The following is an 18,211-nucleotide window of genomic DNA, read 5'->3' on the forward strand; positions in this document are numbered from 1 at the left end:
CCCTCGCTCTCCAGGTGGCGTCAGTGGTGCCGTTGAGACTCCGGTAGACACTGCTGCATGGCCATTTCCGCGGGAGTCAGAACGGACGGATCGCTCGACATGGCGTCCCTTGGCAAGAAGGGCACGATTGGCGGTGCGTAGGGAACCGTAAACTCCAGACTTGGCGTCAACTCAACGGGAGTGCCACCCTGCTCCAGGGCTCGAGCCGCTCGAATGGCAGCGGGTTTGGGGCTGGAGCCGGGGCTGCTGGCCCGGCGGGGTGTGATGACTCGCAGCGAACCGGTGACGCTGCTGTCGAAGAACCCGGGCCGCGCGCCACCTGGCGCGCCGAGGGTGGGAGCGCACTCCGCACACGGTACCTGATCGACAGCGATGGTCCGTCCCCCGTGCGGGCCGAGGTCCTCCAGCACTTGAGGTTCCGCATGGGGGTCGCCACCCTCGGCGGGGCTTCTCCTGACCGGCGTCGTTCTCCCACTCCCGTCTCGTCCCACGGCGTAGGTTCGCCCCGACGAGGTGCCACGTCCCGTGGAGGTCTCGCCATTCGCCGCGCGCTCGCTGACCAGTCTCTCCACCAGCGCGGTGTCACCGGCGCTCGAACCGCGACCGGTCCATCCGCTTCCCGTGGCACGAGAGATGCCCGCTCCGGCGCCCGTGGCCACCACCTGTCCAACGGCGCCGCGCACCAGGAAGCGCCTCGCTTCTTCAGGACTCATGTCCTGCTCGAAGACTGTCGCGATGTTGTCCACCAGCACGCTCCCGCCTCCGGTAGGCATCGCCGTCGCGAGCACAAGGCCCGCACGCAAGCCTTCTGCGTGGGGATCGTCCGCGGCGGCGATACGCCGGCCCGTCCCACTCAAGAACTGCACATCCAGGTCATCGGGGTCGTCGGTGATGGCATAGGTCACCATGGCGGCTCCCATCTGCCCGAAGTCCATGACGACCAGCGCAGGTTCGATGATGCCGCGTGCGGCTCCGGCGACACCCGCGGCGGCGTCATCCAGGAACTCATCGAAGCTGTAGCGGCCGCTGGGATCCTTCAGGCGGACGGGGTTGCCACGGACGTACTCGTAGACGTTGAGTCCATCCGCGATCAGGAGCGGGTCGCAAGCGGTCCATCTCGCCAACCAGGGGGCGTAGTACCTGGCACCGTGATAGTAGAGCCCGCTCTCCTCATCGCGCTCCTTCCCCGTGTACCGATAGCGCTTGGGGACCTGGGTCTGGCTCTGCACCGCCTGGTAGGACGTGCTGCCGAAGGGCGTGTATTCCTCGTAGGAGAGGACTCGCGCCTGGTCGTCGAGCTCCAGGCTCGTGGAGCCGAGATGATTGCCGTGCTGGTATCGGATCAACTGGGCCGGAATCCCCGTCTCGGTCCCCTGGGTCCGGGTCTCGACCACGGCGATCCGTTGCTTGTCATCCATGAGGTGCAGGGTTTCGCGAACGAGGCCGTTCGCGCCGGGCTTGCGGTAGACCTCAAAGCCCCCAAGGTAGAGCCGCTCGTCCTTGACCTGGCCGTTCGCCAGCTCCGTGACCTTGCGGATCCGCTGCCCCCCGGCGTCGTAGACGTACCAGGTGCGCTCGCCCTGGCGCTGGACGCCGTCCGAGTCAGAGGGATTGACCGCCTGGCGCTGGGTCATCTGGAGCCGATCACCCTCGCTCCACTGCATGAGCTGGAGCTGTGGCAGCTTCAGCATGTTGCCGTGAGCGTCATAGCCGTCTCCGGCGGCGCTGTACGTCTCCGTGATGGGCGTGCCATCACCCACCGTCGTGCTCGTCAGGCGATTGCTGTACTTGCCCGCCTCGAGCTGACTCGGCTCGCTGTACGTGTAGCTTCGCGACCAGCCCGGGGCGCTCGGCGACGTCCCCCGATGCTGCATCCGCGAGAGGTTCCCGGCCGCGTCGTAGACGTAGCGCTCGAGGTAGCGCCCCATGGCGTTGCCGTCGTTCGGGTGCTGCAGTCCGACGCGCCGCACATCATTGTACGCGTGGGGAATCGGCGGGCCGCCGACCTGTCCGAGATGCTCTCTTCCAGTCGCCTCGAGCAGTCGGAAGACGGCGTCGTAGGTATAGTCGGCGCTCGGGTCGACGTGCGCGTTGCTGAAATAGACGGCCTGCTGCGCGCTGTCGTGCAGGTGGGTGACGTTTCCGGCGGCGTCATGGGTGTAGTGGAGGTTCTGGACGCCGCAGGCCGTCCCGGGCGGCGGTTCCTCCGGCGCGGCGAGGGTCGCCGGCGGCGGCTGCGGGTTGTCGCAGTCGCCCGTGAAGGTCGCGCCACGCCAGGTGTAGAGCTGGATGAGCCGGAAGGTGTCTACATCGTAGCGGTAGCGAGTCGAGACGCCGTTCTTGTAGTCGACGCGCAGCCGCTGCGCCCTGGCATCGTAGTCGATGTTGACGATGCCGACCGGTGCGGGGGCCTGGGTTGCCGGGTCGATGAGCGCGACCGGGACGCTCCCATGTCCGAGCCAAACGTCCATGCGCTCCAGCAGGTTGGCCTCGTTGTAGCCGGGCTGGATGACGTTGATCCTGGCGCCTGGCTGATTGCCGCGAGGCGCGACCACCTGGATGGGCCGGTTGAGCGCGTCGTAGCGCGTCTGGCTGAGGTACGCCTCGAGCCCCAGCGTGACGCTCCCCGACCAGTCGACCGTGGTCTTGTAGGCGGGCTGCGATTGCCCATGGCTCACCATGGTGTCGACGAGCCGGCGCGAGGTCCTCAGGAGGTTGCCCTTGAAATCGTAGTCGTCGCTCGTGACGACCCCCGCCTGGTCGAACAGCTCGACACGCTTCCCGCGCAGGTTGCGCGCCTCGGGGGCCGGGCGGGACTCTCCGTAGGCGCCGCGGCCCACGAGCAGCTCGGGGCCGGCCCCCTTGGCGAGGTAGGACGCCGTTGGCCGCTGGAGGACGTCGTAGGCGGTGCGAGAGCGGTGGCCCCGGCTGTCCCAGGTATAGAGCGACTTTCCCGCGACGTCGTTGAGCAGCCAGCGCTGCCCCGCTTCCATGCTGGATTGGTGGATGCGATTGCCCAGCAGGTCATACTCGTAGCGCACGACGACGCGGTCCTTCGCGTCGATGACCTCTCGCTGGTTGCCTTCGATGTCGAATACGACGCGTGACGCGTAGAACTCCTCCGTCGGCGGATCGCCCGCGGGGGCATCCGCCTGCTTGAAGCGGTTATGCGCCACGGTGACAAGGGTCCGGCCGAGCGAATCGGTGTGGGCCACCGACGGTGTCGCGGCGTACAGCTCGGATTTGAGGGCCGCGGCCTGCTCATGCGGCCCCAGGGCGCCGGAGCTCCGGCGCGCATGCCAGGTGGGCAGGTACTCGGAGCTGGGAAGGCGCGCGAAGAAGTCGTGGACGTCCGCATCGGCCTGCGGCGTCGTCACCAGCACGGTGTCGCTCACGTCGCAGGTGGCCTGGCGCCATGGAGCGAAGACGACCTTCTCCCAGGTGTGGTTGGGGTGCAGCGTGGCCACCAGTCGGTCAACGGGATCGTAGAAGCGAATCGGGCTCTTCCCGATGCGAACGTCGAACTCGAAGCGATGGGTGTCGGTGAAGTAGGGCTCGTACTGCCGGACCGGCTTGCCCTTGTTGTTGAACACCGTCCAGCCCGTTCCCACCCAGCGTGGGCTCACGCTGGCCGACGTCATCTGGGGCTGGTTGTCGGCGCCCACGACAATGGCGCCTCCCGCATCACGAATGGGCACCGGTCCAGGCTCGGCCTGGGCCTTCCTCTGGATTTCCCGGCAGAAGCCATCCGAGTACGCGATCTGGGTCTGGATGCGCAGGCCACCTGGAGGCAGCGGCTCGCTGACGTGGGTCTCCCGGGCGAGGGTCGCGGCGGACGCCGGCGGCTTCCTGGCGAGGTCGGGCTCACGCCAGTACGCCGTCAGGTCGCTGATGAAGCGGGTTGTCGCGTCCGCCAGCAACTGTGCCGCGACGGGCCCCCTGGGCGCGGCGGCGAACGCCTCGAGCTCGGCTTGCGTCAGGTCTGGACGGAACGCCGCCGTCAAGCGGTCTCCGACCGCGGGGCTGTCTTCCGGCTTGCCCATCACCGCCGTGCCCGCGACCAGGCCGAGCGCGTCGAACGCGATGGCGGTGCGGTTCCGGTTGGCGTCCATCACCAGCACGGGCTGCAGGACGCGGTAGTCGTGGCCGTGGCGGACGGGCGGCTGCGTGGGGTCCACATGCCGCTCGCCCACGGTGACCCTGTTGCCCAAGGGGGACCGCGTCTCGCGGACCATCAGGTCATGGGCATCGTATTCAACGAAGCTCTCGGTGCTCGCGGCGGCGGTATGGAATGGGTCTCTGGCGCGGTGGGGCAGGAAGAAGTGCGCGCGTGCGTGGCCCAGCTCCTGCGCGGCGGTGTCCGAGGCCCCTGGCGAGAAGAACACCTGCCCCGAGGGAGTCCACCAGTCCGGCCCCAGCGTGCCGTTCTCGTCGCGTGTGTGGACATAGCGGCCTCCCGGCGTGGAGCCGGTTCCGTCGAGCATGGCGTCCGTGACACGGCCGGCGAACACCTGCTGGACGAGGCCAGGGGTGAGGGCGAGCTTGTAGGCCTCGAAGGGCAGGGCCCGCGACTCCAGCCTTCCCAGCGGCAGCGCATCCACCAGGTCGTCGCGGCGAAAGAGCGTGCGGACATGCTCGATGAGCCGGCGCTGCCTGCCGCTCGTGGGCGCTTCCTGGTACTCGAGCTCGTCATCGAAGAGGGCGACGTAGGAGCCCGGCGCGCCGGGGCCGGGCGCCACGAAGTCTTCGCGCCGGAAGCGCCCGGCGGGGCCCGAAGGCGCGTAGCCCGTCAGCTCATAGGTGCGGACCTCGTACGCCAGCGGAGCGCGGTATGCGGCGGTTCCGTCAATGGGGTTGGTGACGCGATTCTCCGTGCAGGTGACGTACGTCCGGGACTGCTCTTCTCGCACCGGCAGCGGGAGCGAGGGGGCGGAGAATCGCCGTCCGTAGCCCACGGTCGCCGATTTCAAGACGTTGCCGAAGTCGTCGACCTCAAGCGTGAGGGAGTGCGAGACGCGCGGATCGAGCAGCCGCTCGACGCTGGGATTCGTCGCGGCCATCGCCTCGTCAACGAGCTGGCCGCCGAGGACCGGAACCCGGGTGCGCTCGTAGCTGTACCCAATCACCTCACCCGCGTGTTTGAGGAACACGGCGTGGCGATTCCCGCCTCTACCCTGGAGACACCTGACCCCGTAGTTCCGCTCCGTGACGGCATATGGCAGCGACGCCCTGTCGCTGTTGTCGAGGGCATAGACCTCCTGCCGCAGCAGGGAGCCTCGCAGGGCCCGGCAGGCCTCGCGTTCCTCGTCCGCCGTGAGCCCCGGCGGCAACACCGTGTCCTTGAGCGCCAGGTCCCGTGCTTGTGCGTCGGTCAGGCCGGGCTCACGGAAGTACTCGCCCGTGTCGTGCGCGTCCAGCAGGCCGGCGAAGTAGTTCGAGACGTGGTCACGCCCGAGGTAGACGCCGGTGTGGAACCAGGTCTTCGTCAAGACCGGCGGGACGTGGGAGTCGTCCTGGATGTTGGCCCCCGCCGGAAAGACATTGCTCGCGCGGAGCGCCGCGAGCTCCTCGGTATCGAGCTGCTCGACGAGCCCGAAGCCCCGGAACTCGCGCTCATGGCCGTCGAAGTAGCCGTGGTGGTAGGTGTAGCGGGTGACGAACCGGTTGTGGCTGATCCGGTCATAGGTCTCCACCCGTTCGACCACGTGCACCGGGAAGGGGAGCTTCGTGATCCACGGCTTTCCGTCGAGCTTGTCCCGCAGGTAGAACTTCGTGGAGGGTGCGTACTGGACGTGCGTCTCGGCGCCCAGGTTGTTGATGGACCTGACGAGGAGATGGGGCTTCTGCCCGCCCATCAGGTCGATGTACCGCAGCGGCCTCCGGGCATCGCCGGGGAGCGGCGAGGACCAGGCCAGGCACGCCGTTCCGTTGCCGAGCAGGTCGGCGGTCATCACCGACGACAGGTCGTCGACCCGCGGAAAGCCGGGGAGGGGACGCGCCGCGCTCCAGGCGTTCCCGGATTGGTTGAAGTAGAGCCGGACGCCGTCCCTGCCGAGGTAGAGGAGGTCGTTGGCCCCCGAGCCGTCAATGTCCGCGAGCCGGAGCCTTCGCTGGTCGAACTGGTCGGGAGCGTCGAACCATGGCGCGTTGTCCATGGTCACCCTGGCGCCAAAGAGGCCGTAGCCGAGGTTGGGCCAGTAGCAGGCCTCCCCGTTGCGGATGCGCACCAGGTCGGTGAGGCCATCCCCGTTCATGTCCGCGAGGTAGACCGCCTGGGTGCCGTCGGCGAACACCAGGCGGGGACCCTTCTCCTCGTCCCACGGCTTGCGCACGTGCCGGGCCGGACCGAAGCCCTCCTCCTGGAGCGAGGGGTACCAGGTGAGGACCTCGTCCTCCGTGATGAGGACGTCTGCGTGGCCGTCCCCACTCAGGTCGATGAAGCGCGTGTTCGGGTCATCCCAGCGGATGTTCGGGAGCTGGCGGAAGGTCCGGAAGGATTCCCAGCGCTGGTCGTGCGTGCGCTCGTAGAAGCCGGGCGTGGGGCCCGCGAACGTCACGACATCGAGCTGCCCATCCCCCGACAGGTCGAGCAGTTGCTCACCTCCGGCCTCGGCGCAGAGCGAAGGCTGGGTCCGCAGCACCTGCGTGGCGCCGAGCCTTCCGTCGCCCAGGTTCGGCTTGTAATGCCAGGCGCCGCCCTGCTTCGTCAGGACGCCGGGGAGCCCTTCGCCATCCAGGTCCACCCACTGGTCGCTGGCGCCGTCGACGCCGATGGGGAGGTTCGCCTGGCTGTCCTCGTCGAGCTCGCGGACGTCCGCCTGGATCCGCGCCTGGGAGTACTCGAACTCCAGCGGAGGGAGCGACTTCTGCAGATACCTGACGTAGCGGAGGCCGTCGCGAACCTCGACGGGCGCCGCCGCGTCCCGCACGTAGCCGGAGTGGGTGACGCGGCGGATGAAGGACGCGAAGCGCGTGCTGCCCGGATGGGCCAGCTCGTCCTCCACGGTGACGGATGGCGTGAGGCCGAGGTCCTCGTAGTCGAGCTCGGTGGCCTTCACGAGGCACGGCTCGGAGCCGAGCTCGGTGAAGCGGTGGAACATCAACACCCGGCGGCACCGCCGGTAGGAGCGGACCTCGAAGCCGGAGCGATACACGGAGAACGGATCCGGACGCACCGCCCACTTCCCCGTCGTGTCGACGGAAGCCCGCGCGTAGCGATGCTGCTCGGCGACGGGCTTGTCGGGCGTCGGAGGCAGCGCCTCGTAGTGGCCCTCGTCGTAGTCGAACACCACCTCGAAGAGCCACTCGGCCGCGGCGAGGTCCGGCTGCACGAGCCGCGAGACGCGGTTGCCGTACTGGATTCGCTTCAGGTAGCGGTTGGCGGTCCGCACCCGGTTGCGCTCGCTGGCACGGCCCTGGTCGACGTGGACGTCATTCTCGTCCGCGTACTCGTAGACCATGGCGTTGCCCTTGTCGTCGTAGCTCTCGCAGATGAGCCACTCGAAGACGCGACGCGGATGGGGGGAGCCGCCCTCGCCGGGGTCGAAGACGCGAGACCGGTTGTTCCTGCCGTAGAGGGTGGTGATGTTGTCGCGAGAGATGGAACGCCAGTGGACGTCACCGGTCGCCGTCTCGGTCCAGCGCTCGATGCGCGCGAACAGGCCCTCCACGCGGGGGCGGTAGCAATGGATGATGAAGCCGGGCCAGGTGGCGGTGTCCTCGTGCCGCGTCTTGTCCGGCAGGAGCAGGGGAACGAGGTCCTCCGCGCCGGACAGGAGGAAGACGTCGGACTCCTCCGCGTCGCGGTACCTCGGCAGGCCCTTGTCCGTCTTGCGGCGGATGCGGGGCAGCGACAGCGACCAGCCAAAGCCGAAGGGGCCGTTCCCCGTCCCCGAGTCGTAGGCGAGCGAGAGTTGCGGACCGAAGCCGGACCGGCCCGGGCTGACGGCGAGAGGCACCGTCATGGAGCCACTGCCCGTCGCGGGGTTCGCGGCGAACTTCTCACCGATGCCGCGGATGGCGCCCCCGCCCTTGGGCCACGTGACGCCTGGCAGCAGGGGCGCTTCCTCGCTTGCGGTACCCGCCGGGTCCCGCGTCGCGCCGTCGTTCTTCTTCTCGTCCATGAAAGTCCTCGGGAAGCCGGATGTCTCTCGGGCTGCTGCGTGCACCGCCAGCCAGGACGCCTGGCGGTGCCTTCTTCCACCGGGCGACGGGACTCAGCCCGCCCGGCCCCACTCGCGGGCGTCCGCCAGGAGCGTGACGCCCTGCGCCCGGAACAGCACCTTCGCCTGCCGCGCGACGACCCAGGTGAAGGAGTACTCCTCGCGCCGCCGCGCCTCGAACTCCTCGGGCGTGACCACGACGATGTCCATGGGGTGGAGGACCCCCACCAGCTGGCTCCTCACCGCGGCCACGCGCGCGTGGACGGGCTCCGCCGTGCGCTTGATGACGAGCAGGTCCAGATCGCTCGCCTGCGTGCTCCGGCCGATGGCGTAGGAGCCGAACAGCCCCACCAGGTCCGGGGCATAGCCCTGCACCACCCGCTCCACGATCTGGTGGATGTCTCGCTCGGTCAGCATGGGCTCAGGCCACCTGGTAGTGAGCGACGAGGATGACGTCCTCGACCTTCGCGGGATCCAGCCGGCGGTGGCCCGCCACGGTCATCCCCAGGGCCTCCGGGATGCTGGCCTCCGCGAGCGTCAGCACCCAGGGGCCCGGGACCACCGGCGACGTGGGGGACAGCTCTCCCACGAGGGCCGCCGGGCCGTACGTCACCCCGGGCGCGAGCTGGACCGTCGTGGGCGTGGCGCTCTGCTGGCCCAGGGAGACGGACAGCGTGGTGCCCGCCACGGGCGCCTGCTTGAGCACGACGAAGAGCTGGAGCTTGCTGACCTTCGGGCTGCCCAGCGCCGAGTACGCGAAGTGCTCCGAGGACAGCGGCAGCGACAGGGTCTGCACCGCCGCCGAGGCGTCCGGGGTGAGGAAGCGATACCACGAGTCCCCGAACGCCTGCGTCACGTCGAGCAGGACCGCGCGGGCGCCCGCCTTCGCCTTCAGCGCGTTGCGCACGGTGGTGGGGTCCAGGCCCGGCCGCGCCGTGTAGCGCAGGTGCATCACCACGTCCGACAGGGTGGACACGTCGAACGCGTTGTCCTCCTTGGCGAGGGTGAGCGTCCACGAGCTCACCGCGCCCCGGCCCTCGAACGGCAGGAAGCGCTCGTCACGCAGGTTGAGCTCGAACGTGCCGGTGTCGTTCTGCCCGCTGCTCGTGGCGATCCGCTCGCCGGCGCCGCCGGCGTCGATGAGCGCCGCCCCCGCGGTGGGGGTGTTGCGCAGGCTGCTCGAGTTGAGCGTGAGCGTGGCACTCACTCCGCTGTACGGACCCGTCACGGCGGGGAAGGTGAGCGCCACGGACTTGATGCGCCGGAAGTAGTGGCCGGGGTGGGTGCTGTCGAAGAGGTCCTCCGTCAGGTTGACGGTGCACGTGCCCGTCTGCCGCAGCCGCAGCAGCTCCAGGGGCTGGAGGAGGGCGAGGGAGATGTGCCGCGTCAGCTCCAGCTCGCGCTTGTTGGCGTCGAAGTAGCTGGCCTCCATCCGCCGCAGGTCGAACAGCAGGCCCTCGGCCGCGAGCAGGCCCTTGCGCTGGCCGTCCCAGTAGCCGAACCGGATGAAGTCGTCCGAGGCCCCGAGCTCGTACTTGTAGGCGGCGTTGGCCCGCTTCGCGAGGTTCGTGGCGAGCTGGTACGCCTGGGCGTGGACCGTGGACAGCTGGCCCAGCATCCAGTCGTACAGCTCCGTCCCGGTGTACTTGTCGGTCAGGAACGCCTCCACGCTCTGGGCGTGGACGAGCTGCTGCTCGTGGTTGGACAGCTCCTTGCGTGCGATGGCCACCCGCAGCTCGGCGGCGATGAGCTGCTTGTCGAGCTGCTCCAGCTCCTTGTCCGCCAGCCTGCGCTGCAGGGCCCACTCGTCCGCGCGGCGCTGGTAGCCGCCCAGCGTGCCCGCCATCTGCGCGCCCTCGTTGAGCACGATGGCGATGCTCCGGGCCATGGACGCCCAGGAGCTGGACGACCGCGAGAAGTTCTCGCCTCCGTACTGCACGGTGGCGGTGGGCGTGCCGCCGAAGCCCGCGGCGCCAATCGCGGTGGCCGGGATGAGCGACGTGGCGCCGGCGGCGATGTCGAAGCCGATGGCCACCGTGTTGCTCACCGTCGCCGCGGCCTGGAGCGTGAGCGCGGCGCCCTCGTAGGCGTTGAGGAAGGGGATGTCGCGGTAGTAGTCCCGCCGCAGCGTGACGAGCTGCTGCTGCTTGCGCAGCCCCTCCAGCGCCTGCTCCGCCTCCTTCACCTGCTGCTGGCGCACCTCGCGCACCTTCTTCAGCAGGTCCACCTCCTGCCCGGAGCGCAGCCGGGTGAGCGCCTCCGCGTCCTTCTTCTCCATGGCGGAGAGCACCAGCGAGCCCAGCGTGCGCACCTCGTTGGCCAGCTCCACGGCCTTCTGCAGGTAGGTGGCGAACCGGTAGACGGGCTGGAACGCGCTCAGCGCCGGGGAGATGTCCACCCCGGCCGCCGCCGCCTTGGCCAGCAGCAGCGGGTCCAGGGGTGGCTCGTACAGCGGCAGCTGCCGCACCACGCCGGAGAGGTTCATGCAGTTGCGGACCTTGAAGAGCCGGTCCGCCACCGTGTCCCAGTAGGCCAGCAGCGCGTGGTTCGGCGGGACGCAGAAGAAGAGCGTCTTGCCCGTTCCGGTGAGGAGCTTGGGCAGCGGCGCGCCTCCCGTGGGCACCGTCCCCGCGGGCACCAGGTTTTCGATGCCCACCAGGATGTTGGAGAACTCATCCACGTTCCCCAGCGTGTTGTAGGTCAGCGTCGTCTGGGTCCCCGCGGCCACCGAGGGGAAGCGGACGCGGTCCGGCCGGGGGCCGAGCAGCAGGGCGGCCATGACGTAGAGCTGGGTGGCCTCGTTGATGCTCTCCATCGTGTCCTGCGCGAAGAGCTTGTCGCCCCAGGCGATGAGGTTGTCGAGGTACTTCATCACCGTCGCGCGCTGGTACGCGGTGGGGCGCAGCCGGGCCACGCGGTGCGGGTCGTAGGGGTTGTTCCGCCAGTCGACGATGGCCGTCAGCAGCGCGGGGTCGCTGGTGCCCCCCGCGAGCAGCGCGAGCAGGGACTCGATGCGCTGGCGCTGGTAGTCCGCGGACTGCATCTGGAAGAAGGGCTTGGTGCGCCAGTAACGCTGGGGGACCGGGTAGGTGCTGGCGTCGGTCGGGTCGAAGACGAACTGCAGCCAGCGCAGCGCCTCCTCGTGGCGGTGGTTCTGCATCAGCCGCGAGGCGATGAGCTGCACGCCGAAGAAGAAGAGCTCCCAGTTGTAGACGGAGTAGGCGCCGTCCGCGGTGAAGTCGATGTCCTCCACGGGCACCGTGTTGACCCAGGGCCAGGGCGTCGTCGACGGCGCGTACGTCTGGGTGAAGTCGAAGGCCGCCCCGCCCCGCGCGGCGACGGGATTGACCTGCAGGCCCCGGCTGAGAAGGCTCTCGAACCCGCCGCTGTCCAGCTCCCGGAGCAGGAGCGGCGCGAACGGGTGGTAGAACGTGGAGAACGCGTAGCTCGTGACCTCCTGCCAGGAGTAGCTCGCGTCGCCGTACACGATGCTGTACCGGGGCACGACGAAGAACGTGTGCGCCGAGTCGGACACGAAGAAGGGGCTGCTGGAGGTGAACTGGCGGTCCTGCTGTGACGGGGTGATCTTCGGCTGGAGGATCTTCCCGAGGATGCTCGTGCTCGCGAGCACGCCGTTGGCGCCGGCCGCGCGCATCACGGTGAGCGGCACCGGGGCGCCCAGCCGCGTGCGCCAGTTCAGCAGGCCGTCCGCGGTGTACGAGTAGCCGAGGTGCTGCCCGGTGTAGAGGTACTTCGAGGGCTGCACCAGCGAACCCGGAGGACTGGTGGGCGGCTCCTGGATGGTCAGGTACGAGGGCTCGCGCGAGGCATCCACGGAGGTCGGGAGGGAGCCCGTCACCTGGCTGATCTGCGGCGGTGCGTCCGGAGTGGACAGGCGCGCCCGCGCCCACAGCACCGTCTCGTAGGTGCCCACCGTCGACGGCCGGACCCGGCTGAGGTACATGTCAATCCACAGGTTGCGCGGATCGCCCTCCCAGAGCTTGAAGGTGAACTGGGACGGGTGGACGAAGGGCTTCACGTACATCTTCTCCGCGTAGGTGCGCTTGGGCAGCCACTGGCCGCCGCGCCGCTCGCTGAGGGACAGCTCCACCGTCCAGTACTTCTTCGGCGCGGAGGCGGTGGTGTCCTGGGGCGCCGTGCCGCCCATCCTGGGGATGGGGATGTCCCCCACGGCCTCGGTCTTCTCCGTGAAGGTGGGCCAGAAGAGGTACAGCCGGTTGTTCCACACCACGGGGATGAGGTGGTCTCCGGTGATGTCCAGCTCCAGGGGCTCCCACGCGCTCCAGCGGCCAAGGGTGGTCCCGGGCAGGAGCTCCCGGTAGCGGTAGAAGTACCGGGCCGGTGCGCCTCGGGTGCGGCCGAAGACGTGGAGGATTTGCGTGCCGTCGCGCTTCGTCTCCAGGTAGCTCGAGCACACCTCCAGCCGCGCCACCTCGAGCAGCTTCACCAGGTAGCCCCGGTACGCCTCCTCGGCGGTCTCCGAGTCGACGTCCTTCTGGAGCAGCTCGCTCTCCAGGTCCGAGAAGAAGGACGACTTGTCCTGGCGGAGCTCCGGCAGCAGGTAGTTCTCCGGGTAGAGGAACACCTTCCGGTTCGCCTCCCACAGCCGGTAGCCCTTCATCCAGGTCCAGTGGCGCCAGCCGCTGTCCGTGCTCTCGTTCACCTTCACCTGGGGCTCCAGGTTGAGGAAGCAGCGCTGGACGAACTGCTGCACCGAGGCGGCGGCCTGCTTCAGCCGCGTGGTGAGGGCGCAGGCGCTCATCTCCGGGTCGATGAGGAGCTGGCCGAAGAGCTGCTCGGTCGTGGTGAGCCCCGTGCCTGCCTTCGGGTTGGGCGACAGCAGCCAGGCCACCAGCGCGTCCCGGCGCTGCACACGCAGCGCGTCCTCGATGGGCTGCACGGCCCCGTACCAGGTGGAGGGCGTGTACCGCGCCTCCAGCGCCCTGCGCGCCGCGCGGGCCGAGTCCGTTGCCGCCGTCTTCCCCGGCTTGGGCACGCCCAGGAGCAGCAGGGAGGTGGCGCGCAGGCCGTAGCGCTGGGCGTACACCAGCGCGTCCGCCAGCCGCGTCAGGGCGCGGATGTCCCGGTGGAGGGCGACGGTGCTCATGCCCATCGCGTCCGCGAGCGGGGTGAGGTCCTCCAGCAGCGCGTTCAGGGCCGGGGCCAGCGCCTGGCGCGCGGTGGACACCCCCGTGGCCCCTGTGGGCGGCGTGGTGAGCCAGCCGCTCAGGACGTCGAAGAGCTTCGGGCTGCGCGCGCGCTGGAGCCGCTGCAGGCGCAGGGCCATGAACAGCGTCTCGAGCTCCGTGAACCGGCTGGTGTTCGTGTCGGCGGTGGGCAGCGAGGCCGGGTCCTGCCAGGCGAAGTCCGCCGCGCGCGTCACGAGGAAGGAGAACTCCGGCTCGGTGGGCTTGAGCACCTGCACCAGGGCCGCGGCCTTCACCACGCGCGTGAAGGACTCGGTGATCTTCGGGAACCGCTCCGGGCCGTACTGGTACGTGCCGTCGCCCTTGCGTGCGAGCAGCTCGGTGATGACGGTGGAGCCCAGCGGGAACAGGGCCGCCTTCGTCAGCACCGGGGAGACGATGTTGGCGGTGGTGCCGGCCGCGGCGGCGAACTTCTGCACGAAGGCGGCCTGCGTCGCGGCGGAGCTGCCGGAGCGCTCGGCGGGCGCCAGCTTCTCCAGGGCCGCGCGCACGTCGGCGAGCACGTTGGCCACGGCCTCCGGCGTGACGGCCAGGGTGGAGCGCTCGGGCGTCTTGTGGCGCAGCAGGTAGTCCAGGTCCGCCACCGGGAGCCCGGTCTCCAGGAGCAGGGCGAGCCGACGCAGGAACTCCAGGGTGTCCTGGGGCGTGGTGAACGGCGACTTCTCCGTCAGCGCGATGAAGCGTCGCAGGTCGGGGACCGTGAGCTTCAGGGCGGAGGCCAGCCGCGTGTAGCGGAACAGCGTGGTGACCGTGTCCAGGCTGAGGAGGTTGGGGAGCGGGAGCTGCGTCGTGAGGAGCGCGAGGTCCTCGGGCCGCAGGCCCAGCGCGGCGGCGAGGGCGCTGCCAGCGGCCTCATCGCTCAGGTTGGCCGTGAAGGCCTGCCCGGCGCCCACGTCGGGGAAGACGCTGCTGAAGGCGAGGAGGGTGGGGCTGCGAAACACCGCGTCATAGGGGGACGGGATGACGGCGTCCTCCTCGCCCAGGTGGGAGAGGACGTTGCGCGTCTCCAACGGGTACCAGAAGCCGAGCAGCTGCGGCAGCGGCAGGTCGAGCGCGCGACGCAGCTCCAGCATGGGGGCCAGGAGGTTGAGGAACGCGGCGTCCAGCTGGCCCGCGCCCGCGCGGCCAATGGCCCAGTCCAGCTCCCACATGGGCAGTCCCGTCGCGCGCCACAGCCGGAGGAAGCGCTGCATCCGGTCCAGCACGCTCGCGGTGAGGTTGCCCAGGGTGATCTTGTCGGTGTCGTAGAGGATGACGCCGTTGCTGTCCTTGCCGGGCGTCACCGTGACGGTGTGGTTCGTCACGAACTTCACCTGCAGCACCTGGTACAGCTCCCGCAGGCTCAGCCCGGTGCGGTGGAGCAGGATGGGCACCCGCGCCAGCGCCGCCGTCCAGGTGCCCGTCACGTTCTTCGTCGTGTCGTCCGGGTACTTCGGGTGGACGAGGTTGTTGGCCAGCTCGTCCAGGCCCCAGCGCTGCCACTGCGTGAAGGTGTCCGTGCCGCTCACGAGCGCGTAGGCCGTGGCGTTGAGGCCGAGCGTGTCCGCGACGAGGGTGGCGTCCACCGGCCCGTTCGTGGTGCCCTTGAGCAGCCGCAGCACCTCGTTGCGCGAGCTGCCCATCCCCTCGAGGTAGGCCCGGGTCTGGGCGAACTGCAGATCGAACGGGAGCGTGAACGGGAAGGGCGCCACGGCCGTCTTGTCATAGGCCTCCTGCCGGATGCGGAACGGCATGGCGCGCCGCTCCTCGGCGGAGCCCACCGTGTCCCGGAGGATGGGCGGGGTGGCGGGCGGTGGCGCCACCTTCTCCTCGAGGCACTCGTTGACGAGATCGATGTAGGGGACGGGCACCTCGGTGTTGGCGCAGCTGAGGACGGTGTGGGCCAGGTCGGGGCGCCGCGAGAGCAGCACGCTGAGCGCCGTGACTCCCGAGGCGGGACGGGCCTTGAGGTACTGCAGCAGGTCCACCAGGTACGCCGCCGGGCTCGTCACCGAGCGGCAGTCCGGGCACTCGTTGAAGTCGAGCGAGCCGAAGAGGGACTGCACGGTGGGGAACGCGCTCATCGTCGTGAGCGCGGCCAGGCTCGTGGCGCTCGTGAGCGTCTCCGGGGCACCGTCCTCACCCGCGAGCGCCCGGGCGAACTGGTCCGGCGACGGCGCCGAGGCGCCGATGGCCGCGGGCTCGATGCCCGTCATCGCGCTGTTGTACTGGCCGAACAGCGTCAGCGCGGCGGCGTAGGTGCCCTCGGCGCGGTCATACAGCTCCCGCGCCTTCTCCGGGCCGCCCAGCGGCTCCGCCATCTCCGCCACGAAGGCGTCCCGGCCCTTGGAGAAGATGCTCTGCGCGGAGCCGTACCCCGCCGCTGCGAGCGCCTCCACGGACTCGTGCCGCGGAGCCAGCTTGAAGAGGCGCTGCACCCGCTTCAGCGCATGGACGGTGTCCTCCGTCAGCCCCGCCTGCTTGTCGCGCAGGAACCGGTCGACGTGCATCCGCCGCAGGTTGAACCCGGGGTGGGCGTCCAGGAAGTCCACCAGCTCGGACCGGGCCGGCACCCTGCTGCTCCGGGCCTTGCGCAGCCGGGCCGAGAAGGCCACGGTCTCGAAGCGGCGGGTGAAGGTCGCCTCCAGCCGGTTGGCGATGCGCTGGATGCGCTCCTCCGCGGACTCCTCCTCGAAGACGGGGCGGATGTGGGCCGCGTCGCGGTCCACCTTCCGGAGTCGCTGGGCCCAGTCCTCCCGGTCCAGCCGGGCCAGGGCACGCAGGTCCGAAGTCTTCCGCTCATCGAGCTCGGCGAGGACGTGCGCGGTCAGCGGCAGGTGTCCGCCCAGCATCATCCCGGCCTGGGTGGTGGCCCGGAGCTTCCGCTGCGCCTGCGGGTCCACGCTCGGGTCGTTCTTCAGGTCACGCCAGACGGCATGGGTGCTCCCCAAGCGGGCCAGCCTGTCCACGAAGGTCTTCCGGACCGGCTCGGGGATGGCGCCCGCGGCGAGCAGGTCCCTGAGGGGCGTCTTGCCGCGCAGGGGACGCGCCTCCACCTGGAGCCGGCGGAGTTCCCTCAGCTTCTCCAGCTCCGAGGCGAGCGTGTCACCCTGGGAGCTGGGGAGGATGTTGGAGGCGATGGCGGTGCGCAGCGCCTGCTCGAGGATGTGCTCGGGTTGGCTGAGCACGCTGGCGCGAATCCGCCCCAGGAAGTCGTCGTCGAGCCCCGAGTCGCCCGGGGCGTCCAGCGCGGCGTCGAGGGAAGGGGGCACCTGCTGGCTGAAGAGCCCGAACAGCGTCTCGGGCCGCAGCTCCATGGAGGCCATGAGCCGGTGGGCGAGGTGCAGCCAGGCGACGGGCCTGAAGTCGAGGTCCGCGCTCTCCGCCAGGAAGCGCAGCTCCCGCTGCTTCCCGTCCTCCCTCAGGGACTCGAGCGGGGTCTCCTGGAGCTGCTCCCGGCTCCGCTTCAGGAAGGCGGAGTAGAGGGACTCACCTCGCACCTCGGAAGCCCCCGACGTGGCGAGGTCGATGCGCTCCTCCTCCGTGGCACGGAAGCGGATGGGGGACTCCACGCGCACCGTGCCCGACGCGTCGAGCGCGCGCACGACCAGGTGGGCGGGCTGCACGCGGCTGTACGCGATGGTGTAGGCACCGGACGCGTCCGTCGTCGCCTCGCCGAGCGCCTGCTCCACACGGATGCGTACCGTGGAGACGGTGACCCGGAGCCCTTCCACCGGCCTGCCGTCCGCATCCACCACCCGGCCCCGCACGATGGCGGGAGTGCCCTCGGGATGGGGGCGGGGCGCGGCCCTCGCGGAAGGCCTGTCACCGGCGCGCATGTCGATGCCGGTGTCGCCGAAGGTGAACGGGCCCGAGGGGGTGGTGAGGCCCTGGTGGACCTCGAGCATCCGGAGGGCCTCCAGGGTTGGCCCGTTGAGCTCTCCACTCGCGGCGAGGCCACGGCTGACCTGGAACGCACGCAGCGCCGTCTCCGTGCCGGAGCCGAACTGCTGCTGACTCTCTTCGGATGCGGCCACGGAGAAGCCCGCGCGAGTCAGCACCCGCTGGAGTGTCCCAACCTCAAGGCCAGCCGCGCCGACACGAAGCCCGATTTGCATGGGGAGTTCCCAGGTTTCCAACTGCGATGTGATTGTCCAAGCACGCGACATGCGACAGGCGTGAGCGGACCGTGAGCTGTATAGCCTGGGGGGCTGACATGGCTGTCTTTGCACTCCCTCCCAGGTTTCACGAGTGAAGACCCGGAAGGCTGAAGACAGACATGGCTTCGAGGGGCGCACTACCAGGCAGGTCCGTGCCTTTGCGTGCACTGCCCGGCTACACACCCGGTCAGAGGCCTCGGACTCCGGGTGTTTCGGGTCTGAACACACCCAGCCGCTTGCGCAGGAATCGGATTCTCGCGGCTGTGCATTCAGGCCAGGAGCTCACCGCGAAAAAGTATTAGGCTTCCGGTTGCCCCACGAGTGGGGTGCAACCTCCATCGCAGTAGGAGATCCGATGCGAATGCAGAGGAAGTTCCTTCAGGCTGTCACCGCTGCCCTTGCCGTGCTCCCCGCGGCGGCCTTCGCCTACCCGCCGCAGTGTGACGAAGTCTGCTATGCCCCCGGCGCTCCTTGCGAGACCGTCTGTTTCCTCGGGGCCACTTATTACACCTCGTGTGGTGAGTCCGGTTACTGCTACCAGCCCGCGCCCACGCCGGCTGAGCCCACGGCCTCCGTGATGGAGACCGAGTCCCTCCAGTCCGACGCCGCCGCGCTGGTCTGTGACGACGCGCAGTCCGCCGGATCGCGGAACGCGACTCGCGAGGGCTGAGCCGTTTGAAGT

Annotated in this window: 4 protein-coding genes; 1 reads left to right on the forward strand and 3 read right to left on the reverse strand. The window is 69.5% G+C overall.

Translation table 11 applies throughout. From position 1 onward, the window contains the following. Positions 1–20: 20 nt before the first annotated feature. The 3 genes from NR792_RS04250 to NR792_RS04260 all read right to left on the reverse strand — a co-directional run bounded on the left by NR792_RS04250 (position 21) and on the right by NR792_RS04260 (position 17,538). Positions 21–8,123, reverse strand: coding sequence for a SpvB/TcaC N-terminal domain-containing protein (locus NR792_RS04250; protein ID WP_375758782.1), 8,103 nt, complete (start codon positions 8,121–8,123; stop codon positions 21–23). Positions 8,124–8,216: 93 nt separating this feature from the next. Continuing rightward, complete coding sequence (locus tag NR792_RS04255; RefSeq protein WP_375758783.1) at positions 8,217–8,579, reverse strand: nucleotidyltransferase domain-containing protein; 363 nt, start codon at positions 8,577–8,579, stop codon at positions 8,217–8,219. A 4-nt stretch (positions 8,580–8,583) separates the two neighbouring features. Then, positions 8,584–17,538: a neuraminidase-like domain-containing protein gene (locus NR792_RS04260; RefSeq protein ID WP_375758784.1), complete on the reverse strand. Its 8,955-nt coding sequence runs from the start codon at positions 17,536–17,538 to the stop codon at positions 8,584–8,586. 352 nt (positions 17,539–17,890) lie between these two features. Here NR792_RS04260 and NR792_RS04265 point away from each other — a divergent pair, with 352 nt between their 5' ends. Beyond that, positions 17,891–18,199, forward strand: a complete 309-nt coding sequence (locus NR792_RS04265) for a hypothetical protein (RefSeq protein WP_375758785.1) — start codon at positions 17,891–17,893, stop codon at positions 18,197–18,199. Positions 18,200–18,211 lie beyond the last annotated feature (12 nt).

The sequence above is a fragment of the Corallococcus exercitus genome, from assembly GCF_042231735.1.
Lineage (GTDB): Bacteria > Myxococcota > Myxococcia > Myxococcales > Myxococcaceae > Corallococcus > Corallococcus exercitus_B.